The sequence below is a fragment of the Fusobacterium massiliense genome (assembly GCF_900095705.1).
Classification (GTDB): Bacteria; Fusobacteriota; Fusobacteriia; order Fusobacteriales; family Fusobacteriaceae; genus Fusobacterium; species Fusobacterium massiliense.
In genome coordinates, this window is sequence record NZ_LT608324.1 from 32976 (window position 1) to 58966 (window position 25991).

Sequence of the window (25991 nt, forward strand, 5' to 3'; positions counted from 1 at the left end):
ATCTCTCCTTAAAATTTTAATATATTATTTTTCAATAAAGCCTCCGGCTATTACAATTCCTTCAGCATTATAAAAAACTATACCTTGACCAGGTGTAACAGCTCTAACTTTATTTTCTATAAATTTCACTTTAAATTTATCTCCGATTTTTGTCAATACACATTTATGTAAAATATCTCTCGATCTAGTTTTTGCAAAACATTCTAATCCATCTAAGTTTTCTATTGAATTAACTAAAAATAAATTTAAGTTTGTTGCTATCAATTCATCTTTTTGTAAATCTTCATTACTTCCAACTATTATAGAATTTGTTTTTTTATCAAATTCTAAAACATATAAAGGCTCTTCTGTTGAAATCCCTAAACCTTTTCTTTGTCCAATAGTATAAAATGAAAAACCTTTATGTTTTCCTAAGATTTTCCCTGTTTTATCCACTATATTTCCAACTTTTTCTGCTTCACCTTGTGTTTTTTCTATTAAAAATTCTTTTAGTTTTCCATCATCAACAAAACATATTTCTTGTGAATCTTTCTTTGAGTAGACTCTAACTCCAAGGAATTTTGCAAGTTCTCTAAGTTTTGGTTTTTCTAAATCCCCTACCGGAAACATTATCTTTGATAGCTTCTCTTTTTTTATTTGAGACAAAAAATATACTTGATCTTTGTTTGCATCATCTCCAACACTAAGAAAACCTTTTTTTAACCTAGTATAGTGACCTGTTGCCATAAAATCTGCACCTTTTTCTATTATAAAATCAAGAAGCTTTCCAAATTTTATATGTCTATTGCAAACCATACAAGGATTAGGAGTTCTCCCATTCATATATTCGTTTACAAAATAATCCATTACCTTTTCTCTGAATTCATCTCTAACATCTAGAACATAATGCTCTATTCCTAAATCATCACAGACTTTTTTTGCATCAGAATCTTCATCTTTGAAAGTCTTCATTGTAACACCAAAAATATCGTATCCTTGTTGTTTTAGAATATATGCAACCGTTGAGCTATCAACTCCTCCACTCATTGCAACTCCTATTTTCTTTCCTTTATTTTCTTCTTTAAATTCTAAATACTTTTTTAATTCATCTGTAATATTATTTGTGTTTCCCATTTATTTCCTTTCTTTATTTACTTAAAAGCATAAAATTAACTTTTTTAATGATATTATAATTAAAATAAGTGCTAAAACAAATATCATTATATTTGCTATCTTTATAGCCTTTATTACTTTTTCTTCACTAAACAATTTTTTAAAATGTGTTATCAAAGTACAAGTTAAAAACCATAAACTCATTCCACCTGTCCCAACTCCTATTAAAGTTTCTATAACAGTCTTTTTTAGTGGAATTTCTGGTTGCAATACTCTTAATACTGTAAATACAGATGCAATTATTAAAATGCTTGATATATTTACAATTGCAAAGCCCAACCCTGTCAAATAATTTTGTAATATACTTTTAAAATCAATTTTAATTTCATTTATTTCAACTTTATTCATAAGTTTTCTTACAGAAATTATCAATAAAAATATTCCTATGACTAAAGAAAGATAATTTTCATATTTTATAATATAATCTTTTACTCTTGTTAAAAAAATCAAAGCCACTCCTGAATATACTACATCAATTGTTACCATTCCTAAAGCAGTAATATATCCTTTCCATTTTCCTTCACGAATGGTCAGTTCCATGCAATATATACCAACAGGACCAAAAGGCAATGATAGTATTAAACCCATTATTATTCCTTTAAAAATAGTTAAGTCCACTATTCGCTCCTTATAGTTTTTGATAAAAATCTTTCTTTATTTTATCATATTTATCTTTTTTTTTCCAATTTTTAATGCTATACTAAATAAAAAGCTCTCTTGACAGCCGTATGAGTTCTACGAGCTCAATAAACACAGGCTTTTCGAACTAATATGAACGTCAGAGACTAATAAGCATTTAATTTTATACTTTCCTATAGAAAAATAAAATAGAAAGGAGCTCAAATGTCAGAATTAGAAATAAAAATTATAAAATTTTTATTGTCAGCATCTGTTTTTAGTGAAAATGCTATAATGAAAAATTTTGGAATAGATAAAAATACTTTAGAAAATATTTTTCAAAATTTAACTGAAAAAGGTTATCTTGAAAACTATGATGATTTCATAAAAAGAGAAAAATTAAATGAAGATATGGATTGTTGTAAATCCAAAGCAAGTTCTGGTTGTGGTGGAGGTTGCTCATCTTGTAATTCTTCAAACTCATGTTCTTCCGGCAGTTGTTGTAGTAATAATATTTTTAGTAATATCGATGATTTTTCTAAAATAAAAGTACTAACTATAAAAGCCGTAGAAAAATTTGGTTAGTTTTACCTCGACAGTCCTATGAGTTCTGCAAGCTCAATGAACATAGGCTCTCAGAACTAATACGGACATCAGAGACCAATTTTGTTATTTAATTTTAGGTTGTATACTAAATGGTGTTGATAGAAAAAATTTCTATTAATGCCATTTTTTAATAAAAAAAAAATTGAGACAATGAAATTTTCCTGTTAAAATTAAATCGCTCAAAATAACCATAAAGGAAGTGATTTCATTGTCTCCATCTGATTTTATCAAAAATATCTTAAATATTCAAGATAATAATATTTCTTTTCCAGAAGAAAACTATTTTCAAATTATTAAAAAAAACGATTTCTTTATTAAAGTTTTTAAAGGATTTCTTAAATCTAATCACTGTGCTTGTCCACATTGTAACTCTAAAAATATTGTTAAAAATGGTTCAAGAATTCGTAAAGTTAGGTATATTCCTTACCAGAATTACAATATTGAACTTGAGCTTACTATACAAAGGTATATTTGTAAGGATTGTAAAAAAACTTTTTCACCTTCCACTAATGTTGTTAGTAATAATTCTAGTATATCTAATAATCTTAAATATACTATCGCGCTTGAACTTCAAAAAAATATTTCTCTTACATCTATTGCTAAGAGATATAATATTTCCGTCTCTTCTGTGCAAAGAATTATGGATACCTGCTATTCTAATTTTAAAGTTAATAGAGAACATTTACCAGAAACTATTTGTATTGATGAATTTAAATCTGTTAAAAATATTGATGGCGCTATGTCTTTTGTTTTTGCTGACTTTCAAAGTAAGAGCATTATCGATATAGTGGAAGATAGAAGACTTCCTTCTCTTACAGAATATTTTTCTAGATTTTCTTTAAAATCTAAAAATAATGTGAAATATATTTGTATGGATATGTATGCTCCATATATTAGCTTAGTTAAATCTATCTTTCCTAATGGAGAAATAGTTTTAGATAAATTTCATATTGTTAACCTTATTAACAGAGCATTTAATCAAACTAGAATATATATTATGAACTCTATTCAAGATCCTTCTTTAAAAAGAAAATTAAAGAGATTTTGGAAGTTATTATTAAAATATTACCCTGACCTTTGCGAAATAAAATACTACTGTCAAAGTTTTAAGTACAAATTAAGTAGTAAAGATAAAGTAGATTATATTCTTGATAAAATACCTGAATTAGAAATTAATTTTAATATATATCAAGATATTATCCAAGCAATTAAACATAATAATTTTAAAAAATTTGAAGGAATAGTAGAAAAATATCTTGGAAGTAAAGAAAAAATTTCTGAGAAAATGAGAGTTGCTTTAAAAACTCTTAAAAAATATATGGAATATATTAAAAATATGTTTGAAACTAATATTACTAATGGAGTAATAGAAGGTTTAAATAATAAAATTAAATCAATAAAAAGAACTGCATTTGGATATTCAAAATTTAGCAATTTTAAAAAGCGTATATTAATTCAAGAAGGAATTGTTTCAATTAATGCCTAATTTTTTTATGCAATAATGAATTTTAGTAACAATAAAAAAAGAGAATTTTCAAGTTTTTATTCTCAAAAATTCTCTTAATTATGCTAAGTCATAGTCTAAACTTTTTCATCAACACTATTTGACAAATAGCCTAATTTTATACTTTCCTATAGAATTAATAAAAGTCCCTTGACTGTACTACATTCAAGGGACTTTTTTCTTTTATAATTTATTTTATTTATCAAATTTTATAGCTGCTTCATCAACAACCAAATTATAAAATTCTTCAAGAGACTTAGCTTCTTGTTCTGTAGAACCAAATCTTCTTATATTTACTTGATTATTTTCAACTTCATTTTTTCCAATTATAAGTTGCATAGGTATTTTATATCTACCATTTGCTTCTCTTATCTTATATCCTATTGTTTCATTTCTATCATCAAGCTCTGCTCTTATTCCTAATTCTTGTAATTTATCCATAACTTGTTTTGCATAAGGAATACATTCATCGTTAAGAGTTAAAACTTTAACTTGAACCGGTGCAAGCCACATAGGGAATGCTCCTGCATAGTGTTCTATTAATATTCCTATAAATCTTTCTATTGAACCATAAATAACTCTGTGTAACATTACTGGTCTATGTTTTTCTCCATCTTCACCAATATAAGTTACATCGAATCTTTCTGGTAAATTGAAATCTAATTGGATAGTTCCACATTGCCACATTCTTCCAATAGCATCTTTTATTTTAAAATCTAATTTAGGACCATAGAAAGCTCCATCTCCTGGATTAATTTTATACTTTCTTCCCAATTTATCCAATGCCCCTGCAAGAGCAGCTTCAGCCATATCCCAAATTTCTTGAGATCCTATTGCTTTTTCTGGTTTTGTTGATAATTCTATTTCGTATTCAAAACCAAATAATTTACTATAAAATTTATCTATAAGATTTACTACCCCAATTATTTCATCTTGAACTTGATCAGGTGTCATAAATATATGAGAGTCATCTTGAGTAAATGATCTTACTCTCATAAGTCCATGTAAGGCTCCAGAAAATTCATGTCTATGTACTTTTCCTAGTTCAGCAAGTCTTGCCGGTAGATCTTTATATGAATGTAATTGATGTTTAAATGATAATACTCCTCCTGGACAGTTCATCGGTTTTATAGCAAATTCTAATTCATCAATTTCTGAAGTGTACATATTTTCTCTATAATTGAACCAGTGTCCTGAAGTTTCCCATAATTCTTTATTTAGCATTATAGGTGTTTCCAATTGTTGATATCCTGCTTTATCGTGTTCTTTTCTCCATAAATCAATCAACACATTTCTAAATATCATACCTTTTGGCAAGAAAAATGGAAAACCTGGTCCATACTCACTAATAAAGAATAATTCTAATTCTTTTCCTAATTTTCTGTGGTCTCTTTTTTCAGCTTCTTCCATAAATTTTAAATGTGCTTTTAATCTAGCTTCATTTGAGAAAGAATATCCATATATTCTTTGTAACATTTTATTTTTTGAGTTACCTCTCCAATATGCCCCAGCAGCTCCTCTTAATTTAAATGCTTTTAAATAACCTGTAGATGGTACATGTGTTCCTCTACAAAGATCTGTAAAATCGCCTTGTTTATAGAATGATACTTCTTCTGTTTGAGGAATAGCCCCAACTATCTCAACTTTATACTTATTTTTATCCACATCTCTAAAGTATTCTAAAGCTTCATCTCTAGGTAATACATATTTTTCTAATTTTATATTTTCTTTCACTATTCTTTTCATTTCATCTTCAATTTTTTGAATATCTTCTTCTGTAAATTGTTCTACTGGATCGAAGTCATAATAAAATCCATAATCAACTACTGGTCCTATTGTAACTTTTGTTTCTGGATAAAGTCTCATAACAGCTTGAGCCATTAAGTGAGCTGTTGAGTGTCTGATTATATCCTCTCCTTCTGGACTATCCATATCAATAAATTCCACTGTAGCATCATGATCTAAGACATAGAACATATCTACATTTTTTCCATCTACTTTTGCTCCAACTGATTTTTTAGCAAGTGAATTACTTATTCCTTTTGCTATCTCAAACATATTTATATTATTATTATACTCTTTCTTTTCACCGTTAATACTTATTAGCATATTTCCTCCTTATAATTTTCTATTTCTATATTATTCACTTTTTAGAAAACTATAATATTATTTACTTTTTAAATTTTATTTATATATTATAGTTTTATATTTTATATTAATTATTCAATCTTAATAACTATTTTTTAATTGACTTGGTTTATCAAGTAGGTATCCATCAGGTTTTGTTGAAGAAGTTCCACCACCATTTTTTGCTCCAGCACCAAATAATGAATTATTTGGGAATGTTAACAATGTAAAGTGTATTCCTGCTCTCCATTCATAATCTCTAGAAGAAACTTTATATCTATTTTCATAAGAGATTGCCCATTCGTAGAATCCCATTTCTTTTCCTATTTCAATTCCTATACTGTCAAGAGAATTTTTTCTGTTTTTAGCTTTATCTTGGTCATTAAAATTATCATAAAACATTGCATAAGTTTTTACTCTCCAACCTTCACTTGGTTTTCCAACTTTAGCAAAAGCACTTAACTCATGTTGTCTTGTATCTTTACTCCAAGTATAATCTCCTGTTCTTTTTTTCCAACTAGATTTTTCAGTAAATTTATATCCTACTCCTAATCTATTGTATGAATAAGTCAATCCACCTTCAAATTTTGATAGTGAGTCCTTTAAGTTTCCTGTCTTAGAATATCTTAAATTATTTTTTTCAAGTTTTACATACCCATTAAACGTTTTCTTATAATTTCCTAATCTAAAACTTTCATCAGAAATTTTTGTAAACATAAAGTTTCTATTATATTCTTGTCTTCTATCTAAAACACTTCTAATATTAGCAATATCTTCTGAAGTAACTTGTTCATTTGGTTTTTCATACTCAAGAGTTGCATATTTCATAAGTTCTTCTTCTTCAAATCTCTTATCTCTATAATCAAATGAAAATCTGTAAACATCTGTATTTCTAATTTCATCTTCAGAACGAGAATTACCATATCTATAAGTTTTATACGAACCGTAGAAATCTTTTTCTACATCTCCATAAATATTGTATAAAACAGTATATTCTCTATTTTTTCTGTTTAAATATTTATCATCTTCTGTTTTTAATTTATCACTACCTTGAGCATATGATGTTGTCAATTTACTGTTATCAAATTTATAAGCATATTTTATTCTATGTTCGTTAATATTTTCTTTAAAGTCTGTAGTTGTAGTAAAATCATCAGCTTTAAAATCAATATTTGTATTAGAAAAACCTAATTCATGTTTTTTTGTTTCATAATCAAATGAATAATTTTCTTCAGAAAAATCATTTATATTTTTTTGACTTCTTGTCTTATCAGTAAACCTTTTATTGTTTTTATAATTTAAACTTAATTTATTATCATTATCAAACTTAAATTTTAAACCTGTTGAAAATTCTTCTCCACTTTTATTTTTTAAACCATATGGATTTTTTGTTTCTTTATATCCTATATCATAAGTAGTATTAACATTTTTAGTCTCAATATCAACACTATTATCTAATTTTATATAATTTTTCTTCGTATAAAGTCTTCTTTCTTCATTATTTTTTTCTCCAGAGAAAGAATACTTTTGAAATTCAGCTTTAAATTTATTTGTAACATTTAAATCTTGGCTTTTATATAAATATAAATCATTATTCATTTTCAAATTAATAGAGTTAGACTTATCACTTGAAGCATCGTATTTATCTTCTCTAAATGTACCATCTAATCCAAGTTTCCCAAAATTTCCAAGTTCAATATTTTGTCTACCTAATTCAACTTCATAAAATTTAGATTTATTCACATAATCTTTATAACTATCATCAAAAAGTCCTTCTCTAGACCAAACTTCTGAATCAGTTTTACCAATAGCTACTCTATAAATTTCATTGTCATTTTTCAGATTAAGATCTGCTCTTCTTTCAAGACTATCCTCAGAAATTATATTCTCAAATCTATTGTACTCTGCTGTTCTATTATCTCCCAAAATAACACTTCTATAATTGTCTCTAACTGTATCTAATTTTCTATTAAGAGCCTTATATGAAACTGTTGGTGTAAAAATATAGTTTCCAGCTTTATAGTTTCCTAAAGATGCTGTTATATTTTCAAAGTTATTAAGTTCATATTTTGCAATAGTAGTTGGAGTATAATTTACATCTATACCTAAAACATTCTTATGTTTTGTTGTTGTATTTATATCTTCTTCCCATAAGCTAAATCTTCTAAAATCATCACCATTTCTTTTGTCAAATGAAATACTAGCTCCATTTTCTTTATGTATTAAGTCTGCTTTTATTCTTTCATTTTTTGACATTAAATCATTTGAAGTTGATCCAGGGTCTAAGTCATGTAAATAATCATAACTTGTAGTTAAAGTATACTTATCATTGTCTTTCTTCATAGCTAGATTAGTGTATAAATCATGATCTATACTTGAATCGAACGAAATATCATCAACTTTATCATAAACAATTAAGCCATAGGCTTTCTTATCACTAACTAAGTTCATTTTCCCAGAAAAACTTAGATCTTTTGCTTCTCCTAAATTATACAAATTGGCATTCAAATTATAAAAACCTATATTTTTATCAAATTTATATCTATCCATTTTTAAAGATTTGTATACATTGTTATTATCATATTTTTCCATTACATCTGATAAACTACTTACCATGCTTCTAGTAGAGTTTTGAGATGTAAAATCAAAACTTCCATTTTCTCCATTATATTTATGACTAACTTCTACTTTATATCTTTTATGTTTTTTTTCATAGTCTGAGATTTCTAATCTATTTTCAGAATTTTTCTTTGCTTTAGATATTAACAAAAGATCATCTATATTTACTCTTGTTTCTCCCATGGTGTCAGTTTTATACCAGTTTTCCCATCTACCTATTAACCAACCCATTTTATCTGCAAATTTTGGAGAAATTCCTCCTCTAAACTTATCTCCTCTATTTCCATATAGAACTCCCATAGATGTTGCTGTTCCATAATCATCTGATGATTGAATTGTTACAAATAAAGGTACTTTCGAATCTTTACGAATATTTGCTCTAAACCAAGGAAAATTAAAAGGAGTAATATCTGTTCCTTTTATATACAAATTAGTATTTTTTAAAGTTATTTGTTTATCTGGCTCTATAAACATATCAGAAGATAATAAATGATAGCCCGCTTTACTCGGTTCTTTAGGGAAGTTTACTATTTTAAAATCAGTTGTTACCCAAGCATCTTTTGCATATATGTTCTCGTTCTCATATTTTATATAAGGACTTCCAAAAAAAACTCTATCATTAGGAGCTTCTGCCCCGGTAGTTTTAGCCACATTCATATAGGCAAAACTATTATAAAGCTCTCCTTTTTCATTCTTTTGTGAAACATTTCCTTTTTCAGTTTCAATCTTTATATTTCCCGTTGGTTGATCTATATTTATAAGAGCATTATCCGAAAAAAACATTTCACCTGTAGCAGGATCTCTCTTAAGTTTATAAAATAAAGCACTCATAGTCCCATTAGTTACTTTTACTCCATTATCTGAAGTTAGAGTATTTTCATTTAAATCTATTACAACTTCATCTGCATCTGAAGTAACAGTTTCTGCATATGAATTTGTTATTATTGCCGATAAGATAAGTAAAAAAATAACTTTTCTTTTCATTTAACTCTCCCTAAAAACATTTGATTATATTTAAAGAATTATATCACAAATAGTCAATTTTATCTATTATTAGTTTTAAATTCTCTTTTTATATTTCTTTCTTGATCTTTCTTAGCTATACTTTCCCTCTTGTCATAATTTTTCTTTCCTTTTGCTATGGCAATTTGAATTTTCACATAGCCTTTTGATAAATGAACATCTATAGGTACTATTGTATAACCTTTAATTTTTACCTTTTCATGTATTTTTTTTATTTCTTTTTTATGTAACAATAACTTTCTAACTCTTCTTTCTTCTGGATTATAAACACTTCCAAACTCCCATGGAACAACCGACATTCCCATTATATAAATTTCATCATTTATTATTCTCACAAAAGATTCTTTAATACTAACTTTTCCAGCTTTTATAGATTTTACTTCACTACCTTTAAGTTCTATTCCAGCTTCATATCTATCTTCTATGAAATAATCAAAAAAAGCTTTTTTATTGTTTGCAATTATCATATTTCACCTCTATCTTTTATCTTTTATCTTTATATTTTTTATTTTAAAGTGATATCGGACTAACAACTATTTCTAAATTAAACATGTCAACTTTTTCAAGAAGAACTTCTAATTTATCTCCTAAATTAAATACAATTTCTTTATCATCTCTATCAAACATACAGTAATGTTCTTCATCAAATTCATAAAAATGTTTTGCCGTTGTTACATCCCAACTACATTCAATATGTTCTTCTGTTTCAAAAAAAACTTTTCTTTGACTAAAGCCTGTAACCATAACTTCGAATACAGATCCAACTTTAGCTCTCATATATTCAACTAATTTTATTTTTACACTTTCATCTTCGGCTCTCATAGCAATTCTTTCTGTTTTCGATATATGATTAGCTATCTCTTCTAAAAGTGAAGCTTTTAAAGTTTTCACGCTTTCATCTATACTAGAAAATAAGACCCTATGAACTAACAAATCAGCATATCTCCTAATTGGTGATGTAAAGTGAGTGTAATGTGATGAAGATAGCCCAAAATGTCCTATATCTTCTACTGTATATTTTGCTTGTTTTAAAGAGGTCAAAATCATTTTATGAACTAGCATACTAACATCTTTATTTCTTGATTTTTCAATAATTTCTTGAAATTGTTTAGGATGGACATTATCTATATTTGGAATTTTATATCCAAACTTTGCCAATATTTCATTTAATCTATATATTTTTTCTCTGTTTGGTTTTTCATGAGTTCTGTATACAGAAGCAAGTTCCATCCAATAGGTTCTTTCAGCTACACTCTCGTTTGCAGCTATCATAAAATCTTCTATTATCTTTTCTGCTTCTCCTCTTTCTATTAGATCTACTTTCATAACTTTTTTATTTTCATCAAGTATAACTTTTATTTCCGGCAATTCAAAATCTATGCTTCCTCTTACATATTTCTTTTCCCTTAATATTTTTGATAATTCAAGCATTTCTTTTAACATATCGTAAATATCTATATATTTATTTTTTAATTCTTGGTCATCATTCAATATTTTATTGACATCAGAATAAGTCATTCTGTGAACAGATTTAATTACCGACTTATAGACCTCATAATTTACAACATTCCCATTTTTATCTATTTCCATATCACAAGAAAAAGTTAGTTTTTCTTCTTTTTCATTTAAAGAACAAATACCGTTTGATATTTCTTTTGGAAACATTTGCAATACTCTGTCTACCAAATAAACTGAGTTTCCTCTTTCTCTTGCTTCTATATCAAGAGCCGAATCTTTTTTTACATAGTGAGATACATCAGCAATAGACACAATTAGTCGATAGTTCGAATTTTCCAACTTTTCAACATAAACAGCGTCGTCCAAATCTTTTGCATCTGCTCCATCTATTGTTATAATTGATAGCTTAGTTAAATCTTTTCTGTTTTTATAAGTTATCTTTTCATTATTAATTATAGTCTTAACTTCATTCATAGCTTCATCTGAAAAAGTTTCACTTAAACCTTCTCTAAAGATTAATGCTTCTATCATATTATCACTGTCATTGGCTGAGCCCAAACATTTTATAACTTTTCCTTCCGGCTTTCTACTTTCATCTCCCCAAAAAGTTATTTCTACTGCTACTAAATCTCTATCCTTAGCATTTCCTAATTTTGATTTTGGAATATAGATATCTTTTCCTAAAGAGTTTGTCGGTATAACAAAAGAAAAGTTTTTATTCATATCTAATATTCCTACAGCAATATTTTTTCTTCTTTCTATTATTTTTAAAACTCTTCCTTCTGCTCCTCTATCACTTGTTTTATCTTTTAATATTTCAACAAGTACGGTATCTCCATCAAGAGCTGTAGCAAAATATTCTTTGGGAATAAATATTCCCTTTTTATCTTCACTATCTATTTCATCTACAAAAGCAAATTTATTTTTTATTATTCTAAATATTCCTTTAATAAACTTTGTATCATCTGGCAAAACAAGTTTATTATTTTTATCTAAGGCTAAATCTCCTTGTTCAACCCAAGACATTATAATTATATTGTTATCTTTTCTCTTTTTAGGAGACCAATCTAAAAGACTTGATACTTGTCTAAAAGATAAACATTTTACATCTTTTAAAATTTTTTTTATTTTTAAAAGATCTTTTTCTATATTTATATACACCATCATGCCTCCTTTAAAATTTCATTTTTCATTTTTACTGTATTGATATGTTGTTTTTTACCAATACTTTTTAAAAATTTTTCGTTTTTTTCTATTTCTAGAAGTATTCCTTTATCTAAATTTCTATAAGTTTCCTCTCTAATTTCAACAACATCTGGATAATTTCTTCCAAGTTCTATTGCATCTGAAATATATACAATTTTTGATACTAAATTCATTTTTTCACAACCAATAGTATGATATTTAATTGCATTTAATATATCTGTATCTTTTATTCCCAAATTATTTTCTACCCAATAAGCTCCAGCAAAACCATGTAAAATTTCATTATTTTCTAAATCTTCTTCTGTCAAATCATTCATATAATTTTCTCTACAAACTTTTTTCATCCAATCTATATCCATTTCTTTTGCAATGTCATGTAAAAGAGAACCTATTTGACATTTTTCAATATCCGCATTATTTAATTTTGCAAGTCTTGTTGCCATTTCAACAACACCCATTATATGTTTAAATCTTTTTAGACTAACTTTTTCTTTTACAACTTTTTCTAAACTTTTAAAATCGTATTTCATAACATACCTCAACATTTTATTCTTAACATTTAATTATATCACATTCTTTATAAAATAAAAAATTAGGTTTTATATTTTATGCTTATTTAAAAAGTATAAAATTAAATAGTAAAATTAGTCTCTGACGTCCATATTTGTTTAAAGAGCCTGTGTTTATTGAGCTCGTAGAACTCATACAACTGTCAAAAGACTTTATTTATTTATAATTTTTATTAATAATGGAAAACTTACTATTGTAATTTACCTAATTTTCTAATAAATCAAAAAAATAGAATAGAAATATTGGATTATATGTTATAATGTGTAAGAAACAAAAAATATGGAGGTTTGATATTAATGATAGCAACTGCTAATCTTGGAATGAGATTTTCAGGTAGAAAATTATTTGAAGATGTAAATTTAAAATTTACTCCTGGAAACTGCTATGGAGTTATAGGAGCTAACGGAGCTGGAAAGTCAACATTTGTTAAAATACTTTCTGGAGAATTAGAAGCAACTGAGGGAGAAGTTATTTTTGAAAAAACAAAAAGAATGTCTGTTTTAAAACAAGACCACTTCCAATACGAAGAAGAAGAAGTTTTGAATGTTGTTTTAATGGGAAATAAAAAATTATGGGATATAATGGTAGAAAAAAATGCTATTTATGCAAAAGAAGATTTTACTGATGAAGATGGTATGAGAGCTTCTGAACTTGAAGGAGAGTTTGCTGAACTAAATGGTTGGGAAGCCGAAACTGAAGCTGAAACTTTACTTATGGGATTAAAAATTGGAGCAGAATTACATCACAAATTAATGAAAGAATTAACAGAGCCTGAAAAAGTAAAAGTTTTACTTGCACAAGCACTTTTCGGAGAGCCAGATGTACTACTTTTAGACGAACCTACAAACGGTCTTGATGTTAAAGCAATAGCTTGGCTAGAAAACTTTATTATGGGTCTTGAAAATTCAACAGTTATTGTTGTATCACACGATAGACACTTTTTAAATAAAGTTTGTACTCATATTACAGATATTGATTATGGAAAAATAAAAATGTACGTTGGAAACTATGATTTCTGGTATGAATCAAATGAGCTTATGAAAACTCTAATCAACAATAAAAACAAAAAATTGGAACAAAAAAGACAAGAATTACAAGAATTTATTGCTAGATTTAGTGCTAACGCCTCTAAGTCTAAACAAGCTACTTCAAGAAAGAAACAATTAGAAAAATTACAACTTGAAGATATGCAAATGTCTAACAGAAAATATCCGTTTGTTGAATTTAAATCAGATAGAGAAGCTGGAAACAATATGTTAAAAGTTGAAAATCTAACAAAAACAATAGATGGAGTTAAAGTTCTAGATAATGTATCATTTACAATTGAAACTGGGGATAAAGTTGTTTTCTTAGCTAAAAATGACCTAGTAAAAACTACTCTATTATCTATCTTATCTGGAGAAATAGAGCCTGATTCTGGTTCATATACTTGGGGAGTTACAACAAGTCAAGCATATATGCCAAGAGATAATAGCCAATACTTTAACAATTCTAATTTGAATTTAATTGATTGGTTAAGACCATATTCTCCAGATGAACACGAAGCATTTATAAGAGGTTTCTTAGGTAGAATGTTATTCTCTGGTGATGAAACATTGAAAAAAGTTTCAGTTTTATCAGGAGGAGAAAAAGTTAGATGTATGTTATCAAAATTAATGCTTTCTGGGGCAAATGTATTGTTATTTGATAACCCTAGTGACCACTTAGATTTGGAATCTATTACATCTTTAAACAAAGCTCTTATAAAATTTAATGGAACAATTTTATTTGGAGCACATGACCACGAATTTATTCAAACAGTTGCTAATAGAATAATTGAAATTACTCCTAAAGGTGTCGTTGATAAAATGATGACTTATGATGAATATTTAGAAGATGAAAATATTCAAGCTAGATTGGAAGAAATGTATAATTAATTTTTAAATTTTTCTTTTTTTTTCTTAAAAGAAATGGTAAAATATATTATATTAATTTTAGTTTTGTAGGGAGGCTTTATTATGAAAGAATTGGTTGCAAAATTAGGTTGGAAAAAATGTCACATCTCAACAGTAAATCATAAATTTGAAGATGCTACTATTTTAGATGTGAGTGATAACTTTGTTTTAATTGAAACAGATGAAAAAGAAAAAGTGCTAATTAATCTACAATTTGTTAGAATTATAGTTGAAGCTAAAGAAGGAGTTGGAGCTCCAGTATTTGTTCCACGTGATTTATAGTCTTTTTTAAGGCTATTGCATTTTTTCTTAATTTTGAATATTTGCAATAGCCTTTTTTCATTTTATAGAAATATATTAATTATTTAAAGTTAATAACTTTCTCTTATCTTAAATTAATATTAAAATTAAAAAATAATGAAATTTCTTATATACTAGGAGGTTAAAATGAACGTAGTTATATTGAATGGAAGACTTACAAGAGATCCTGAATTAAAATATGGACAAAGTGGAAATGCTTATTCTAGATTTTCAATAGCTGTTGATAGACCTTTCTCTTCTGGAGAAAATAAAACGGCTGATTTTATAAATTGTGTTGCTTTTGGTAAAACGGCTGAATTTGTTGGTGAATACTTTAGAAAAGGTAGAAAAATATTATTAAAAGGTTCTCTACAAATGAGCCAATATGAAAGTGAAGGTAAAAAGCTTACTACCTATAATGTCATAGTTGATAATGTTGAATTTGGAGAAAGCAAGGGAACTAGTGAAGGTTCTTATTCAAACAATAGTTATTCAGCTCCTGCTGGCAATAAAAATAATACAAATAATCATATTGAAGAACCAAGTTTTGAGGAACATTCTGGAGCAGATGTTGATGATGAGTTCCCATTCTAGTGGAGGTAATAATGGAAGAAAAAAAATATGTTAATATTACAAAAGTTTATACTAAAAGAGGAGATAAAGGAGAAACTGACTTACTTGGTGGTAGTGCAGCTAGAAAAGATAGTCTAAAAGTTGAATCTTATGGTTGCATCGATGAGGCATCTTCTTTTATAGGACTTGCAAGATTTCATACAAAAAATAAAGTTATGAAAGATAGATTAAAAGGAATACAAAATAAAATGCTTGTTCTTGGTGGTTTCTTAGCCAGTGATGAAAAAGGTAAAGAAATGATGAAAGATCAAATCAAAGAAGATGATATCAAATTGTTAGAAGAGTATATAGATGAGTATAACCAAAAATTACCTCCTCTAACACATTTTATACTACCTGGTGATGACGGAGTAGCTGCTTACTTTCATGTTGCTAGAACAGTAGTCAGAAGAGCTGAAAGAAGAATTGTATCTCTTACTGCTCAAGAACCTGGTTTAAATCCTCTTATTCAAAAATATGTTAACAGATTATCAGATTTAATGTTTGTTTTAGCAAGATACTCTGAAGAAGTGGAAAATAAAAAATGGAGATCATCTAACTTAAATATTTAGAACTTATAAAAAATTAAGCCGTAAAATTTTTTACGGCTTTTTGTTTATTGTATAGAAAAGTATAAAAAATAAGTAGAGAAAATTAGTCTCTGACGTCCATTAGTTCGAAGAGCCTGTGTTCATTAAGCTCGTAGAACTCATACGGCTGTCAAGAGACTTTTTTTATAAAAATTATTCTGCTTTAAAATTATAAATATCTAAAATAAATATAAACACTTGCTATTATTAAATTTTCTATGGCTATTAAGCCACCAAATTTAAAAAATTGAACAAAATTTATCTTACATCCTGCTTTATCTGCAGCTCCAACGGCAACAACATTTGTTGCAGAACCTAACAAACTTAAATTTCCTCCTAAACACGAACCAAATGACAATGCCCACCAAAATGCTTTTGTTGTTCCAAGAGAATCAAAAGATGGAATCATAATATGTAAAATTTTCGAGAAAGTTGCAGCATTAGCAACATTCCCAATAATTGATGTAAATATAGCAGACATCCACATTGTTGAGAACACAGCTCCTGCAAATTTTCCTTCTGTTAAACTTATCATTTTATCTCCAATATATTTAATTATATCAAGATTTTCAATTCCTTTTATCATCATAAATAAACCTATGAAAAAGAATAGAGTTTCCCATTCTACTCCTTCAAACATTTCTTTTGGCTTCTTTTTAGCAACTAGAGCTAATAAAACAGCTCCGGATAAAGATATCATTGCAAGTCCTTTATCAACAAAATTATTTAATATAAAACCAATTATTACTAATGAAAATATTATCATTGATTGTTTTAAAAGTTTTATATCTTTCAATGATCTACTTGAGTCCAATTCCATAATCTTAGCTTTTAATTCATTAGATACTTTCATATCTTTTGCATACATAAAATATACTGTTGCTAATAGAGATATCATTGAAAGTGCAGCTACTGGTGCTGTATTAAACAAAAATTCATTGAAAGTTAATTTTCCTTCAGCTCCAATAATAAGTTGAGTCGGATCTCCTATTAAAGTAGCTAAACCTCCAATATTTGCTGACATAACTTCTGTTATTACAAATGGGAATGGATCTAATTTTAACTGCTTTGCTAACAATATTGATACTGGTGCCATAAGTAATATTGTTGTAACATTATCTAAAAATGCCGAACATAAAGCAGTTACAACAGATAAAAGTACTATCAACTTGAATGGCTCTCCTCTAACAAGTTGAGCAACTTTTATTGCAAACCATTGAAACAATCCAGTTTCTGAAACAAGTAAAACTATCATCATCATTCCTACTAAAAGGAATAGAACTTCTAATCTTTCATATATAGTCTCAAGAACTTGCTCTTGTGTGGTAATTCCTATTAAAGTCATAAGTAATCCACCAGCCATTGTTGCCCAAGAACTAGGAACTTTTTCTGTGATTATACAATAAAAAACTGCTACAAATATAATTATTCCTATAATTAACATTTTTTCTCCTTCATTATTACTACTAAATATGTAAAACTTTCTTCAAAATATCAAACCTATTTATTGTTCCTATGTATTTATTTGTTTTAGGATTTACAACATAAAGTCTGTGAATACCTTTGTACACCATCTTAAAACAAATCTCCATTATAGGAGTCTCTTTATCAATAACTAAATATTTGACATCTTTTCTATAAATATCCTTGATTGTTGCCGTATCCTCGTTAATCAAATATTCTTCAAAAGGTTCTCCAACAGTTAAAAAATTTAAATCACTCATAAGTGATAAATGTTCTGGAAGACCAAAACCTATTAATTCTCTTTCTGTAATTTCTCCTAAAAGTTCACCATTATCAGATAAAACTGGTAAAGCTGATCTTTTTTCTAGTATTAATCTTTTTACTACTTCTTCCAAAGTATCATCTTCTTTTGCAGTTGTAAGATCTGGGCTTAAAACATCTTCTGCAGTTATTTTATGCTCTATTTCTATATCATTAGATGTTAATAATTCTATTATTTGCTTTGGATGAGATGTTCCTTTTAATTTTTCTATTATTTCTGGACGTTTTAAAGCTATTTTTGAAATAGCACTCATAGTTTTTAATAAGTTTTTATTTTTCAAAACATCTGAAATTATTAGAAACACTATTTTAATATTATCTTTCTCATTAGTTCCACCAACTTCTGCTTCTAAATCATTTTTTACAGTAGCAACAGCTATTATAAAATCTGAGAAATCTTTCATTCTAGTATGAGGTAAAAATATTCCACTTCCTATACAAGTAGATATTTCTTCTTCTCTTTTCAAAATATTTTTAATAATTTCATCTTTTTGTTTAGATACCGTCTTATTATCCTCTGCAACTTTTTCAACTATTTTTCTAATTATTTCCTCTTTAGAATTTACTTCCAAACTTGGAAATATATAATCCGGATTTAGATAACTTGAAAATTTCATATGTTCCTCCTCGATTTCTAATAATATAGTATTATACATCTAAAAAATGTCTATTGCAAACAAATAAAGTTCCTCGATTCATATTTTATAAACTCAATGAACATAGTCTCTTCAAACTAATACAGATGTCAGAGACTAATTTTCATTATTTAAATTTATACTTCCCTTGTAAATAAAAAGCTATTAATAGTTAATGATAAAATCATCAATTATTAATAGCTCTCTAATTTATTTTTTAATTATTCTATTATTTTATAGATGCTTCGTAAATTCCTTCTATTGTTTCTCCTATAGTTTTATCAAATTCCGCATCAGTTTGTTGTGCAGATAAACCTTCAGTTAAAGCTCTTGAGAAACTTGCAATAACTCCTGTATTTTTAGATAAGATATCATTTGCTTTTTCTCTTGAATATCCTCCAGATAAAGCAACAACTCTTACTACTCTTGGGTGTTTTGTAAATTCTTCATAGAAGTTTTCTATTGTTGGTAAAGTCAATTTTAACATTACATTTGATGTTTCTGGTAAAGCATTAAGATGTTTTCTAATTTCATCTCTTAATATTTCTTCACATTGAACTTTATCAACATTGTTTATATCTACTTCTGGTTCTATAATAGGTACAAGTCCAGCAGCTACTATTTGAGCTCCAACTTCAAATTGTTGAGCAACAACTCTTGCTATTCCTGCAGGAGAAGCTTTTTTAATAACAGATCTCATTTTTGTACCAAATATATGTCTTTCATTAGCTTTCTTTAATAAATCAGCAAGACCTGGATTTGGTTTCATTGTTTGAACTCCATCTTCATCTAAATCATTAAGTCCTTTATCTATTTTTAAGAAAGGTAATACTCTTTTTTCTTCCCATAAAAAGTCAGCTGTATACTTCCCATCAATTTTACTGTCCATAGTTTGTTCGAATAAAATAGCTCCTAATATTCTATTTTCATTGAAAGCAGGACTTTTGATTATTCTAGTTCTCATTTTATGGATTAAATCAAACATTTCAGCTTCATTTGAATATTGATCTTCATTTACACCATATAGTTTCAATGCTTTTGGAGTACTTCCACCACTTTGGTCTAATGCAGCTATAAAACCTTTTCCATTTCTCATTTTTTCTAATTTTTCGTTCATTATCTCACTCCTTATATTAAAAAAATATCAACCTGAAAGTTTTTTCAAATTACCTAGTATACTTTACCATATTTTTTGTTTTTTTTAAATCACTATTTTTAATTTTTTTTTAAATGGATACTTTATACTCTAAAAAGATAAGTATATTATCAAAAAAACTTTATTTTATTAAACTATTTAAATTTTTAATAAATTCACTTGGGTTTTCAATATTAAATCCTTCTAAAATTAAAGCTTGATTGTATAAAACATTTACTAATTTATCAAAATCTTCTGTTCCAACAGATGAAGTTAATTTATCAAAAAGTGTATGTTCTGGGTTTAAAGCTAAAACTTTTGTTGCCTTATTCATTTCTCCACCTGGCATGTCAGCAAGTACTTTTTCCATTTCCAAACTTATAGGACCTTTAGCAAGTAAAGCTGAAGCTCCACTTCCTATATTATTGCTTAATTCAACTTCAGAAACTTTATCTTTCAAAATTTCTTTAATATTTTCAATAACCTTTTTATTTTCATCAGCTATCTTTTTTACTTTTTCTTCTTTTTCTACATCATCACTTAGTTTAAAATCTGAACTATTTATAGATTTGAATTGTTTTCCACTATAATCCATCATAGCTGTTAAAGTAAATTCATCTATTTTATCAGTTAAAATTAAAACTTCTCTACCTTGTTCCTTTAATTTTTCCATTTTTGGAAGTGATTTTACTGTATCTATATTTTCTGTAGGAACATAAAGAATTTCTTTGTTTTCTCCCATTCTATCTACATATTCTTTTAAAGTTACATATTTATCCTCATTTGAAGACATAAATATTAATAAATCTTGTAGCTTTTCCTTGTTCATACCAAACATATCTTGAACTCCAGCTTTAATACTTCTTCCAAACTCTTTCCAAAGTTCAATATATTTTTCTCTATCATTTTTTAAGACTTTTTCCAGTTCAGAAATAATTTTCTTTTCTAAATTTTTAGATATAGTTTGTAATTCACTATTTTGTTGTAATATTTCTCTTGAAATATTAAGTGATAAACTATCACAATCTACAAGACCATTTATAAAGCTAAAGTATTCCGGAATTAAGTCTTCACATTTATCCATTATAAAAACATTTTTTGTATATAGTTGTAAACCTCTTTTAAAAGATTTAGTGTAGTAATCATAAGGTAATTTTTTAGGAATATATAGTAAAGCATTATACTCTATATTTCCTTGAACTTTTAGATTAAAATGTAATAAAGGGTCGTTCCAATCATGGAATGTAGCTTTATAAAATTCATTATAATCCTCATCTTTTAATTCTTTTTTATCTTTTTTCCAAATAGGTTTTGTTGAATTAATAACTTCATCTCCAAAATAAATTTCGTATCTTATGTAATTAGAATATTTTTTTACAAGTTCTTTTATTTTCCAATCTTCTAAAAATTCATTACATGTATCATCTTCTTTTATATGAAGACTAATTTTTGTACCTCTATTTTCTATAGAAATTTCTTCAATTTCATAATCTCCATCTCCAGAAGATACCCACTTTACTCCTGTTTCTGAATAAGGAGATTTTGTTTCTATAGTTATTTCATCAGCTACTATAAATCCTGAATAAAATCCTACTCCAAATTGACCTATAATATCAACTTCACCTTTTTTTGCTTCTTCAAGCTGTTCCTTAAATAATTTTGACCCAGACTTTGCAATAGTTCCAATATTTTCATCAACTTCATCATAAGTCATTCCTATACCGTTATCAGATATAGTTAAAATTCTATTTTCTTTATCAATAGAAATTTCTATTTTATATCTATCATCTCCATTTAAAATATTAGTATCTGTTAATGCCTTAAATTTTAATTTATCTATTGCATCGTTAGCATTAGAAATTAATTCTCTTAAAAATATTTCTTTATTTGTATAAATAGAATGTATCATTAGATTTAATAATTCTTTTGTTTCTGCTTTAAAAACCTTTGCTTCTTTTTTCATAAAATTTCCTCCCATTTATTTTTAGCACTCTATACTATATATGGCTAATAATTTTATATATTATATATCACATTTTTTTTATTTTGTCAAACGAGAGAATTATTTTGGTTGTATTACTAAATGGTGTTTCTGGAAAAAATTTCAATTAATAGTTAATTTTTTATGTAATAATGAGATAGTGATAATAAATAAAAAAGCTGTTACAAATTTGCAACAGCTAATTTTCTTACAAAATTATTCTTAACATATCAAGTTCATTCATAGGCACATCTGTTTTTATTTTTACAAAAGAATTTGGATTTGCCGATTCTACACTTTCAGTTTCTCTACCCATTTTATCCAGTAAAATCATTTCAGGCATCACAAAATCTCTAACCTTTATTTCAGGACTAACAATTTGAACTTCTTGTCCAACAAATAATTTATTTCTAATTGCAACTAGATATTCGTTATCACTTAACTTTTTCTCAATTTTTGCAACTAATTTATGAGTTTGGCTATAAGAATTTCTATTATTATAGTTTAAAGATTCTTTACCTGCTTTTCCATGATAGAAACCTTCTGTATATGACCTATTTGAAATAGACTCAAGCTCAGTTTTCCATTCAGGATTATACTCATAATTCCCACTATAATAAGAATTTAATGCATCTTTATATACTTTTACACAATTAGACACATAATAAATTCCTTTCATTCTACCTTCAATTTTAAGTGAATCCACTCCTGCATCTAAGATTTTATCTATCATTTCAATAGTACATAAATCTTTTGAGTTAAAAATATATGTTCCATGTTCATCTTCATAAACAGGCATAGTTTCCCCAGGTCTAGTTTCTTCAACTAATGAATATTTCCATCTACATGCTTGAGCACAGTCTCCTCTGTTTGCATCTCTACCAGTCATATAGTTACTTAGTAGACATCTTCCAGAAATAGCCATACACATAGCTCCATGAACAAAAACTTCTAGTTCTATATCTGGAACTTTTTCTCTTATTTCTTTTATATTTTCAAGTGAAATTTCCCTTGCTAACACTACTCTCTTGGCTCCCATATCTTTCCACATTTTTACAGAACGCCAGTTAGTATTACTTGCTTGTGTACTTATACTTATATTTAAGTTAGAATTTTCCTTAACAACCTGAAAAACTCCTAAGTCAGCAACTATTACTCCATCTACTCCAACTTTTTCTAAAAATTTTACATAATCAGGTAAAGCTTCAAGTTCATCATTATGAGGTATTATATTTAAAGTTACATATACTTTTTTCCCTCTTTCATGTGCATACTGTACAGCTTCCTCTAATTCTTCATCTGAAAAATTGTTGCTCCCTGCTCTTAAGTTAAACATCTTTCCACCCATAAAAACAGCATCTGCTCCATAGTGTAAAGCCATTTTAAATTTTTCCATATTTCCAGCAGGTGCTAGTAATTCAACCTTTTTCAAAATATCAATCCCTTCTAAATTATCTTTTTATTATTTTATTTTATCTGTATAACTTTTAAATTTAGTAATTTCATTTAAGAAAAGTAACTTAATTGTTCCAACAGCACCATTTCTATGTTTTCCAATTATAAGTTCACTTATTCCTTTATTCTCAGTTTCCGGTATATAGTAATCCTCTCTATACAAGAAAGCAACTATATCAGCATCTTGTTCTATTGCTCCCGATTCTCTTAAATCTGAAAGCATTGGCCTTTTATCCATTCTTTGCTCAACGCTTCTTGAGAGTTGTGATAAAGCTATTATTGGTACATTTAACTCTCTTGCCAACCCTTTTAAAGCTCTCGATATATCTGAAACTTCTTGTTGTCTATTAAATTCTCCCCTAGACACTCTCGTTCCATTTATTAATTGTAAGTAATCTATTACTATTAAATCTAATTTATCATTACTTTTCATTTTTCTAGCATAAGATCTTATCTCCAATACATTTGTATTTGGCAAATCTGCAACAAATATATTTTTTGAAGATAAATTTCCCATAGAAAAAGCCATTCTTGCCCATTCATCTTCTGTAAGATTACCCATTTTTATCTTTCCTTGACCAATTTCACTTTCCATAGCAAGTAATCTTTGATATAGTTGTTGAGCTGGCATTTCTAAACTAAATATTAATACATTTTTATTAGAAATATTTGCTGCATTTAAAGCTAAGTTTAAAGCAAAAGCTGTCTTTCCCATTGCAGGTCTAGCTGCTAGAATTATTAAATCCGAATTATTTAGTCCCCCTGTCATTCTATCTAAATCAACAAAACCTGTTGGGATTCCTAAAATTTTATCTCTATTTTTTCTCATCTCATCAAGTCTTGTCAATTCATCAACAGACAAGGAACCTATATTTATTATCTCGCTTTTTAATATTTTATTAGATAAATTTAAAACCATTTCTTCAGCTTTATCTACTATGGAATCTGCTGTTCCTTCTTCTCTATAAGCTATCTCTGTTATCTTAGCTCCAATATTACCTAATTTTCTAAGCATAGCTTTTTCTTTTATTAGCTCTGCATATTCCAATAAATTATATGAGCTTGTAATATCTTCTAATATTTCACTCAAAACTTCTTGAATTTCTTCCTTATTTTTAAAATTACTTCTTTTGATTTCATCAGCAACTAAGACAGGATCTATTCCTCTACTCTCAGAATGTAATTTATTCATAAGCTCAAAAATAGCACTGTTTTCTGAGTTATAAAAATCATCTGCTCTTACTAAATCTTGTATCTCATCAAAAATTTCATTATCATAAAATATCCCCCCTATCAAAGCTTTTTCAGCTTCTAAACTATGAGGAATTTTTTGTAAAATACTTTCTTCCAAGATATCCTCCTAAAATTTTTTAGTTATTTTACTTAGAAACTATATTTACTTTTAATATAGCTTTAACATCTGCAAATAATTTTATACTAACTTCATCTGTTCCCAATGATTTTATATTTGCTTCTATTTTCTTTTTATCTATATCCAAATTCAATTCTTCTTTTATTTGGCTAGCTATTTCTTTGCTAGTTATAGCTCCAAACAATTTTCCATTTTCTCCAGATTTTACTGATATAGTTAAAACTTTTCCTTCTAGTATTTTTTTTACTTCTATAGCTTTTTGTCTTTCTTCTTCGTGTTTTTTAGCTTCTTTTTTCTTTCTATTTTCAATTTTTTGTAATTCTTCAGCAGTTGCTAACACAGCCTTTTTATTTTTTAATAAAAAATTATGAGCATATCCATCAGATACACTTACTATTTCTCCTTTTCTTCCTTGTCCTGCTACATCTTCTAAAAGTATTACTTGTATTTTTGCCATTTTTTTACCTCCGTTATATTTTTATATCTCTACTTTCTATTACATCAAAACTCATTAAAGCTCCAAATACAAATGCAATCATAGGATAAAATACTCCTATTCCTATACTAATTATATGCTTTAATATATTTGATTTTACATTTAAACCATCTAAAAAACCGTATATACATTTTATTCCATACCACACAAATATAAATCTTGTTATATCTAATATATTTGCTGATATTATTGTACTTTCAATATTTAAAAATTGTTGTCCAAAAACTATAGCCATAAAAGGCAATAACCAATAGCAAGATAAAGTCCAATGCTTATATGTATTAGCTCCTAATGAAAAAAATAAAAAAATATTTGCTAAGAATATATAACTAAATATGCTTGGGATTATTGTAGCTTTTAATAAATCCATAGACATAATCACTTTTACTTCTGATACAAAATTACTATCCATTTTTTCTAACATATGTACTGCTGATTGCAAACTTGTAAATAAAAAATTTCTATCTATATACAAGTAAGCTAGCACTGCTCCAGAAGAAATCAATGACATTATAACTATCCTATCATAAGGTCCTATTCCTTTTAATTGTAGCTTTGCAACAATTCTTAACAAAATTTCTGTTAAAAATGGAATAATAATATATAGTATCATTAATCTTATATTTATCAAACCTAGAACTATTAAGACTAAAGCATTTACTAAACTTGCATATTTTCTACCATATATTCTTACTTTTGTTATTCTATAATACGGAACTAAATAGCTAAATACTGGCACTAAAAGGGATATGAAAAAATATATAACTATCGTTGCTACTGATGAAATAAATTTTAAAATAGCCATTTTCCTCC

The 25991-nt window shown here is 27.1% G+C and carries 21 protein-coding genes; 6 read left to right on the forward strand and 15 right to left on the reverse strand.

The window, feature by feature from the left end; all coding sequences use genetic code 11:
• Positions 1-24: 24 nt before the first annotated feature.
• Together mnmA and BQ2505_RS00195 are read right to left on the reverse strand one after the other, a co-directional pair.
• Positions 25-1113 carry a tRNA 2-thiouridine(34) synthase MnmA gene (gene mnmA / locus BQ2505_RS00190; RefSeq protein WP_074015822.1) on the reverse strand — a complete coding sequence of 363 codons (1089 nt, stop codon included), beginning with the start codon at positions 1111-1113 and terminating at the stop codon, positions 25-27.
• A 21-nt stretch (positions 1114-1134) separates the two neighbouring features.
• Entirely contained in the window at positions 1135-1770 is a 636-nt protein-coding gene (locus tag BQ2505_RS00195) for a LysE family translocator (protein WP_074015823.1), read from the reverse strand.
• A 225-nt stretch (positions 1771-1995) separates the two neighbouring features.
• Here BQ2505_RS00195 and BQ2505_RS00200 point away from each other — a divergent pair, with 225 nt between their 5' ends.
• Positions 1996-2355, forward strand: coding sequence for a hypothetical protein (locus BQ2505_RS00200; RefSeq protein ID WP_074015824.1), 360 nt, complete (start codon positions 1996-1998; stop codon positions 2353-2355).
• Between the two features lie 220 nt (positions 2356-2575).
• Positions 2576-3862 (forward strand): ISL3 family transposase, encoded by a 1287-nt coding sequence (locus BQ2505_RS00205; protein WP_083232296.1) that lies wholly within the window; start codon positions 2576-2578, stop codon positions 3860-3862.
• A 213-nt stretch (positions 3863-4075) separates the two neighbouring features.
• Here BQ2505_RS00205 and thrS read toward each other — a convergent pair whose 3' ends face one another.
• From thrS to yqeK, 5 genes are all read right to left on the reverse strand, one after another.
• On the reverse strand, positions 4076-5989 hold the full coding sequence (gene thrS, locus BQ2505_RS00210) for a threonine--tRNA ligase (RefSeq protein WP_074015826.1): 1914 nt from the start codon (positions 5987-5989) through the stop codon (positions 4076-4078).
• A 120-nt stretch (positions 5990-6109) separates the two neighbouring features.
• Entirely contained in the window at positions 6110-9610 is a 3501-nt protein-coding gene (locus BQ2505_RS00215; protein ID WP_074015827.1) for a hypothetical protein, read from the reverse strand.
• A gap of 59 nt (positions 9611-9669) precedes the next feature.
• Entirely contained in the window at positions 9670-10116 is a 447-nt protein-coding gene (gene smpB / locus BQ2505_RS00220) for an SsrA-binding protein SmpB (RefSeq protein ID WP_074015828.1), read from the reverse strand.
• A 43-nt stretch (positions 10117-10159) separates the two neighbouring features.
• Complete coding sequence (rnr, locus tag BQ2505_RS00225; RefSeq protein WP_074015984.1) at positions 10160-12262, reverse strand: ribonuclease R; 2103 nt, start codon at positions 12260-12262, stop codon at positions 10160-10162.
• Between the two features lie 8 nt (positions 12263-12270).
• Positions 12271-12843 carry a bis(5'-nucleosyl)-tetraphosphatase (symmetrical) YqeK gene (yqeK, locus tag BQ2505_RS00230; protein WP_074015829.1) on the reverse strand — a complete coding sequence of 191 codons (573 nt, stop codon included), beginning with the start codon at positions 12841-12843 and terminating at the stop codon, positions 12271-12273.
• A gap of 336 nt (positions 12844-13179) precedes the next feature.
• Here yqeK and BQ2505_RS00235 point away from each other — a divergent pair, with 336 nt between their 5' ends.
• From BQ2505_RS00235 to BQ2505_RS00250, 4 genes are all read left to right on the forward strand, one after another.
• Entirely contained in the window at positions 13180-14799 is a 1620-nt protein-coding gene (locus BQ2505_RS00235; RefSeq protein ID WP_074015830.1) for an ABC-F family ATP-binding cassette domain-containing protein, read from the forward strand.
• Between the two features lie 81 nt (positions 14800-14880).
• On the forward strand, positions 14881-15099 hold the full coding sequence (locus BQ2505_RS00240; protein ID WP_074015831.1) for a hypothetical protein: 219 nt from the start codon (positions 14881-14883) through the stop codon (positions 15097-15099).
• Positions 15100-15264: 165 nt separating this feature from the next.
• A complete protein-coding gene (locus BQ2505_RS00245) occupies positions 15265-15711 on the forward strand; it encodes a single-stranded DNA-binding protein (RefSeq protein WP_074015832.1) in 447 nt (148 codons plus the stop codon).
• Positions 15712-15722: 11 nt separating this feature from the next.
• Positions 15723-16301 carry a cob(I)yrinic acid a,c-diamide adenosyltransferase gene (locus BQ2505_RS00250; RefSeq protein WP_074015833.1) on the forward strand — a complete coding sequence of 193 codons (579 nt, stop codon included), beginning with the start codon at positions 15723-15725 and terminating at the stop codon, positions 16299-16301.
• Between the two features lie 187 nt (positions 16302-16488).
• Here BQ2505_RS00250 and BQ2505_RS00255 read toward each other — a convergent pair whose 3' ends face one another.
• The 8 genes from BQ2505_RS00255 to BQ2505_RS00290 all read right to left on the reverse strand — a co-directional run bounded on the left by BQ2505_RS00255 (position 16489) and on the right by BQ2505_RS00290 (position 25983).
• The gene (locus BQ2505_RS00255; RefSeq protein WP_074015834.1) at positions 16489-17763 is read right to left on the reverse strand and encodes an ArsB/NhaD family transporter; all 1275 of its coding nucleotides are present in this window, start codon (positions 17761-17763) and stop codon (positions 16489-16491) included.
• A gap of 22 nt (positions 17764-17785) precedes the next feature.
• A complete protein-coding gene (locus BQ2505_RS00260; protein ID WP_074015835.1) occupies positions 17786-18721 on the reverse strand; it encodes a PTS sugar transporter subunit IIA in 936 nt (311 codons plus the stop codon).
• Positions 18722-18968: 247 nt separating this feature from the next.
• A complete protein-coding gene (locus tag BQ2505_RS00265; RefSeq protein WP_074015836.1) occupies positions 18969-19856 on the reverse strand; it encodes a fructose bisphosphate aldolase in 888 nt (295 codons plus the stop codon).
• 160 nt (positions 19857-20016) lie between these two features.
• Positions 20017-21837, reverse strand: a complete 1821-nt coding sequence (htpG, locus tag BQ2505_RS00270) for a molecular chaperone HtpG (protein WP_074015837.1) — start codon at positions 21835-21837, stop codon at positions 20017-20019.
• Between the two features lie 226 nt (positions 21838-22063).
• Positions 22064-23287: a peptidase U32 family protein gene (locus BQ2505_RS00275; protein WP_074015838.1), complete on the reverse strand. Its 1224-nt coding sequence runs from the start codon at positions 23285-23287 to the stop codon at positions 22064-22066.
• A 30-nt stretch (positions 23288-23317) separates the two neighbouring features.
• The gene (gene dnaB / locus BQ2505_RS00280) at positions 23318-24661 is read right to left on the reverse strand and encodes a replicative DNA helicase (RefSeq protein WP_074015839.1); all 1344 of its coding nucleotides are present in this window, start codon (positions 24659-24661) and stop codon (positions 23318-23320) included.
• Positions 24662-24689: 28 nt separating this feature from the next.
• Positions 24690-25139, reverse strand: coding sequence for a 50S ribosomal protein L9 (gene rplI, locus BQ2505_RS00285; RefSeq protein ID WP_074015840.1), 450 nt, complete (start codon positions 25137-25139; stop codon positions 24690-24692).
• Positions 25140-25152: 13 nt separating this feature from the next.
• A complete protein-coding gene (locus tag BQ2505_RS00290) occupies positions 25153-25983 on the reverse strand; it encodes a hypothetical protein (protein WP_074015841.1) in 831 nt (276 codons plus the stop codon).
• Positions 25984-25991: the final 8 nt, after the last annotated feature.

What these genes read in the sequence shown, in the direction of transcription:
- mnmA (WP_074015822.1), bottom strand. Translation starts at nt 1,113, where the DNA reads ATGGGAAACACAAATAATATTACAGATGAATTAAAAAAGTATTTAGAA.
- BQ2505_RS00200 (WP_074015824.1), top strand. Translation starts at nt 1,996, where the DNA reads ATGTCAGAATTAGAAATAAAAATTATAAAATTTTTATTGTCAGCATCT.
- thrS (WP_074015826.1), bottom strand. Translation starts at nt 5,989, where the DNA reads ATGCTAATAAGTATTAACGGTGAAAAGAAAGAGTATAATAATAATATA.
- BQ2505_RS00215 (WP_074015827.1), bottom strand. Translation starts at nt 9,610, where the DNA reads ATGAAAAGAAAAGTTATTTTTTTACTTATCTTATCGGCAATAATAACA.
- smpB (WP_074015828.1), bottom strand. Translation starts at nt 10,116, where the DNA reads ATGATAATTGCAAACAATAAAAAAGCTTTTTTTGATTATTTCATAGAA.
- yqeK (WP_074015829.1), bottom strand. Translation starts at nt 12,843, where the DNA reads ATGAAATACGATTTTAAAAGTTTAGAAAAAGTTGTAAAAGAAAAAGTT.
- BQ2505_RS00235 (WP_074015830.1), top strand. Translation starts at nt 13,180, where the DNA reads ATGATAGCAACTGCTAATCTTGGAATGAGATTTTCAGGTAGAAAATTA.
- BQ2505_RS00240 (WP_074015831.1), top strand. Translation starts at nt 14,881, where the DNA reads ATGAAAGAATTGGTTGCAAAATTAGGTTGGAAAAAATGTCACATCTCA.
- BQ2505_RS00245 (WP_074015832.1), top strand. Translation starts at nt 15,265, where the DNA reads ATGAACGTAGTTATATTGAATGGAAGACTTACAAGAGATCCTGAATTA.
- BQ2505_RS00250 (WP_074015833.1), top strand. Translation starts at nt 15,723, where the DNA reads ATGGAAGAAAAAAAATATGTTAATATTACAAAAGTTTATACTAAAAGA.
- BQ2505_RS00255 (WP_074015834.1), bottom strand. Translation starts at nt 17,763, where the DNA reads ATGTTAATTATAGGAATAATTATATTTGTAGCAGTTTTTTATTGTATA.
- BQ2505_RS00260 (WP_074015835.1), bottom strand. Translation starts at nt 18,721, where the DNA reads ATGAAATTTTCAAGTTATCTAAATCCGGATTATATATTTCCAAGTTTG.
- BQ2505_RS00265 (WP_074015836.1), bottom strand. Translation starts at nt 19,856, where the DNA reads ATGAACGAAAAATTAGAAAAAATGAGAAATGGAAAAGGTTTTATAGCT.
- htpG (WP_074015837.1), bottom strand. Translation starts at nt 21,837, where the DNA reads ATGAAAAAAGAAGCAAAGGTTTTTAAAGCAGAAACAAAAGAATTATTA.
- rplI (WP_074015840.1), bottom strand. Translation starts at nt 25,139, where the DNA reads ATGGCAAAAATACAAGTAATACTTTTAGAAGATGTAGCAGGACAAGGA.
- BQ2505_RS00290 (WP_074015841.1), bottom strand. Translation starts at nt 25,983, where the DNA reads ATGGCTATTTTAAAATTTATTTCATCAGTAGCAACGATAGTTATATAT.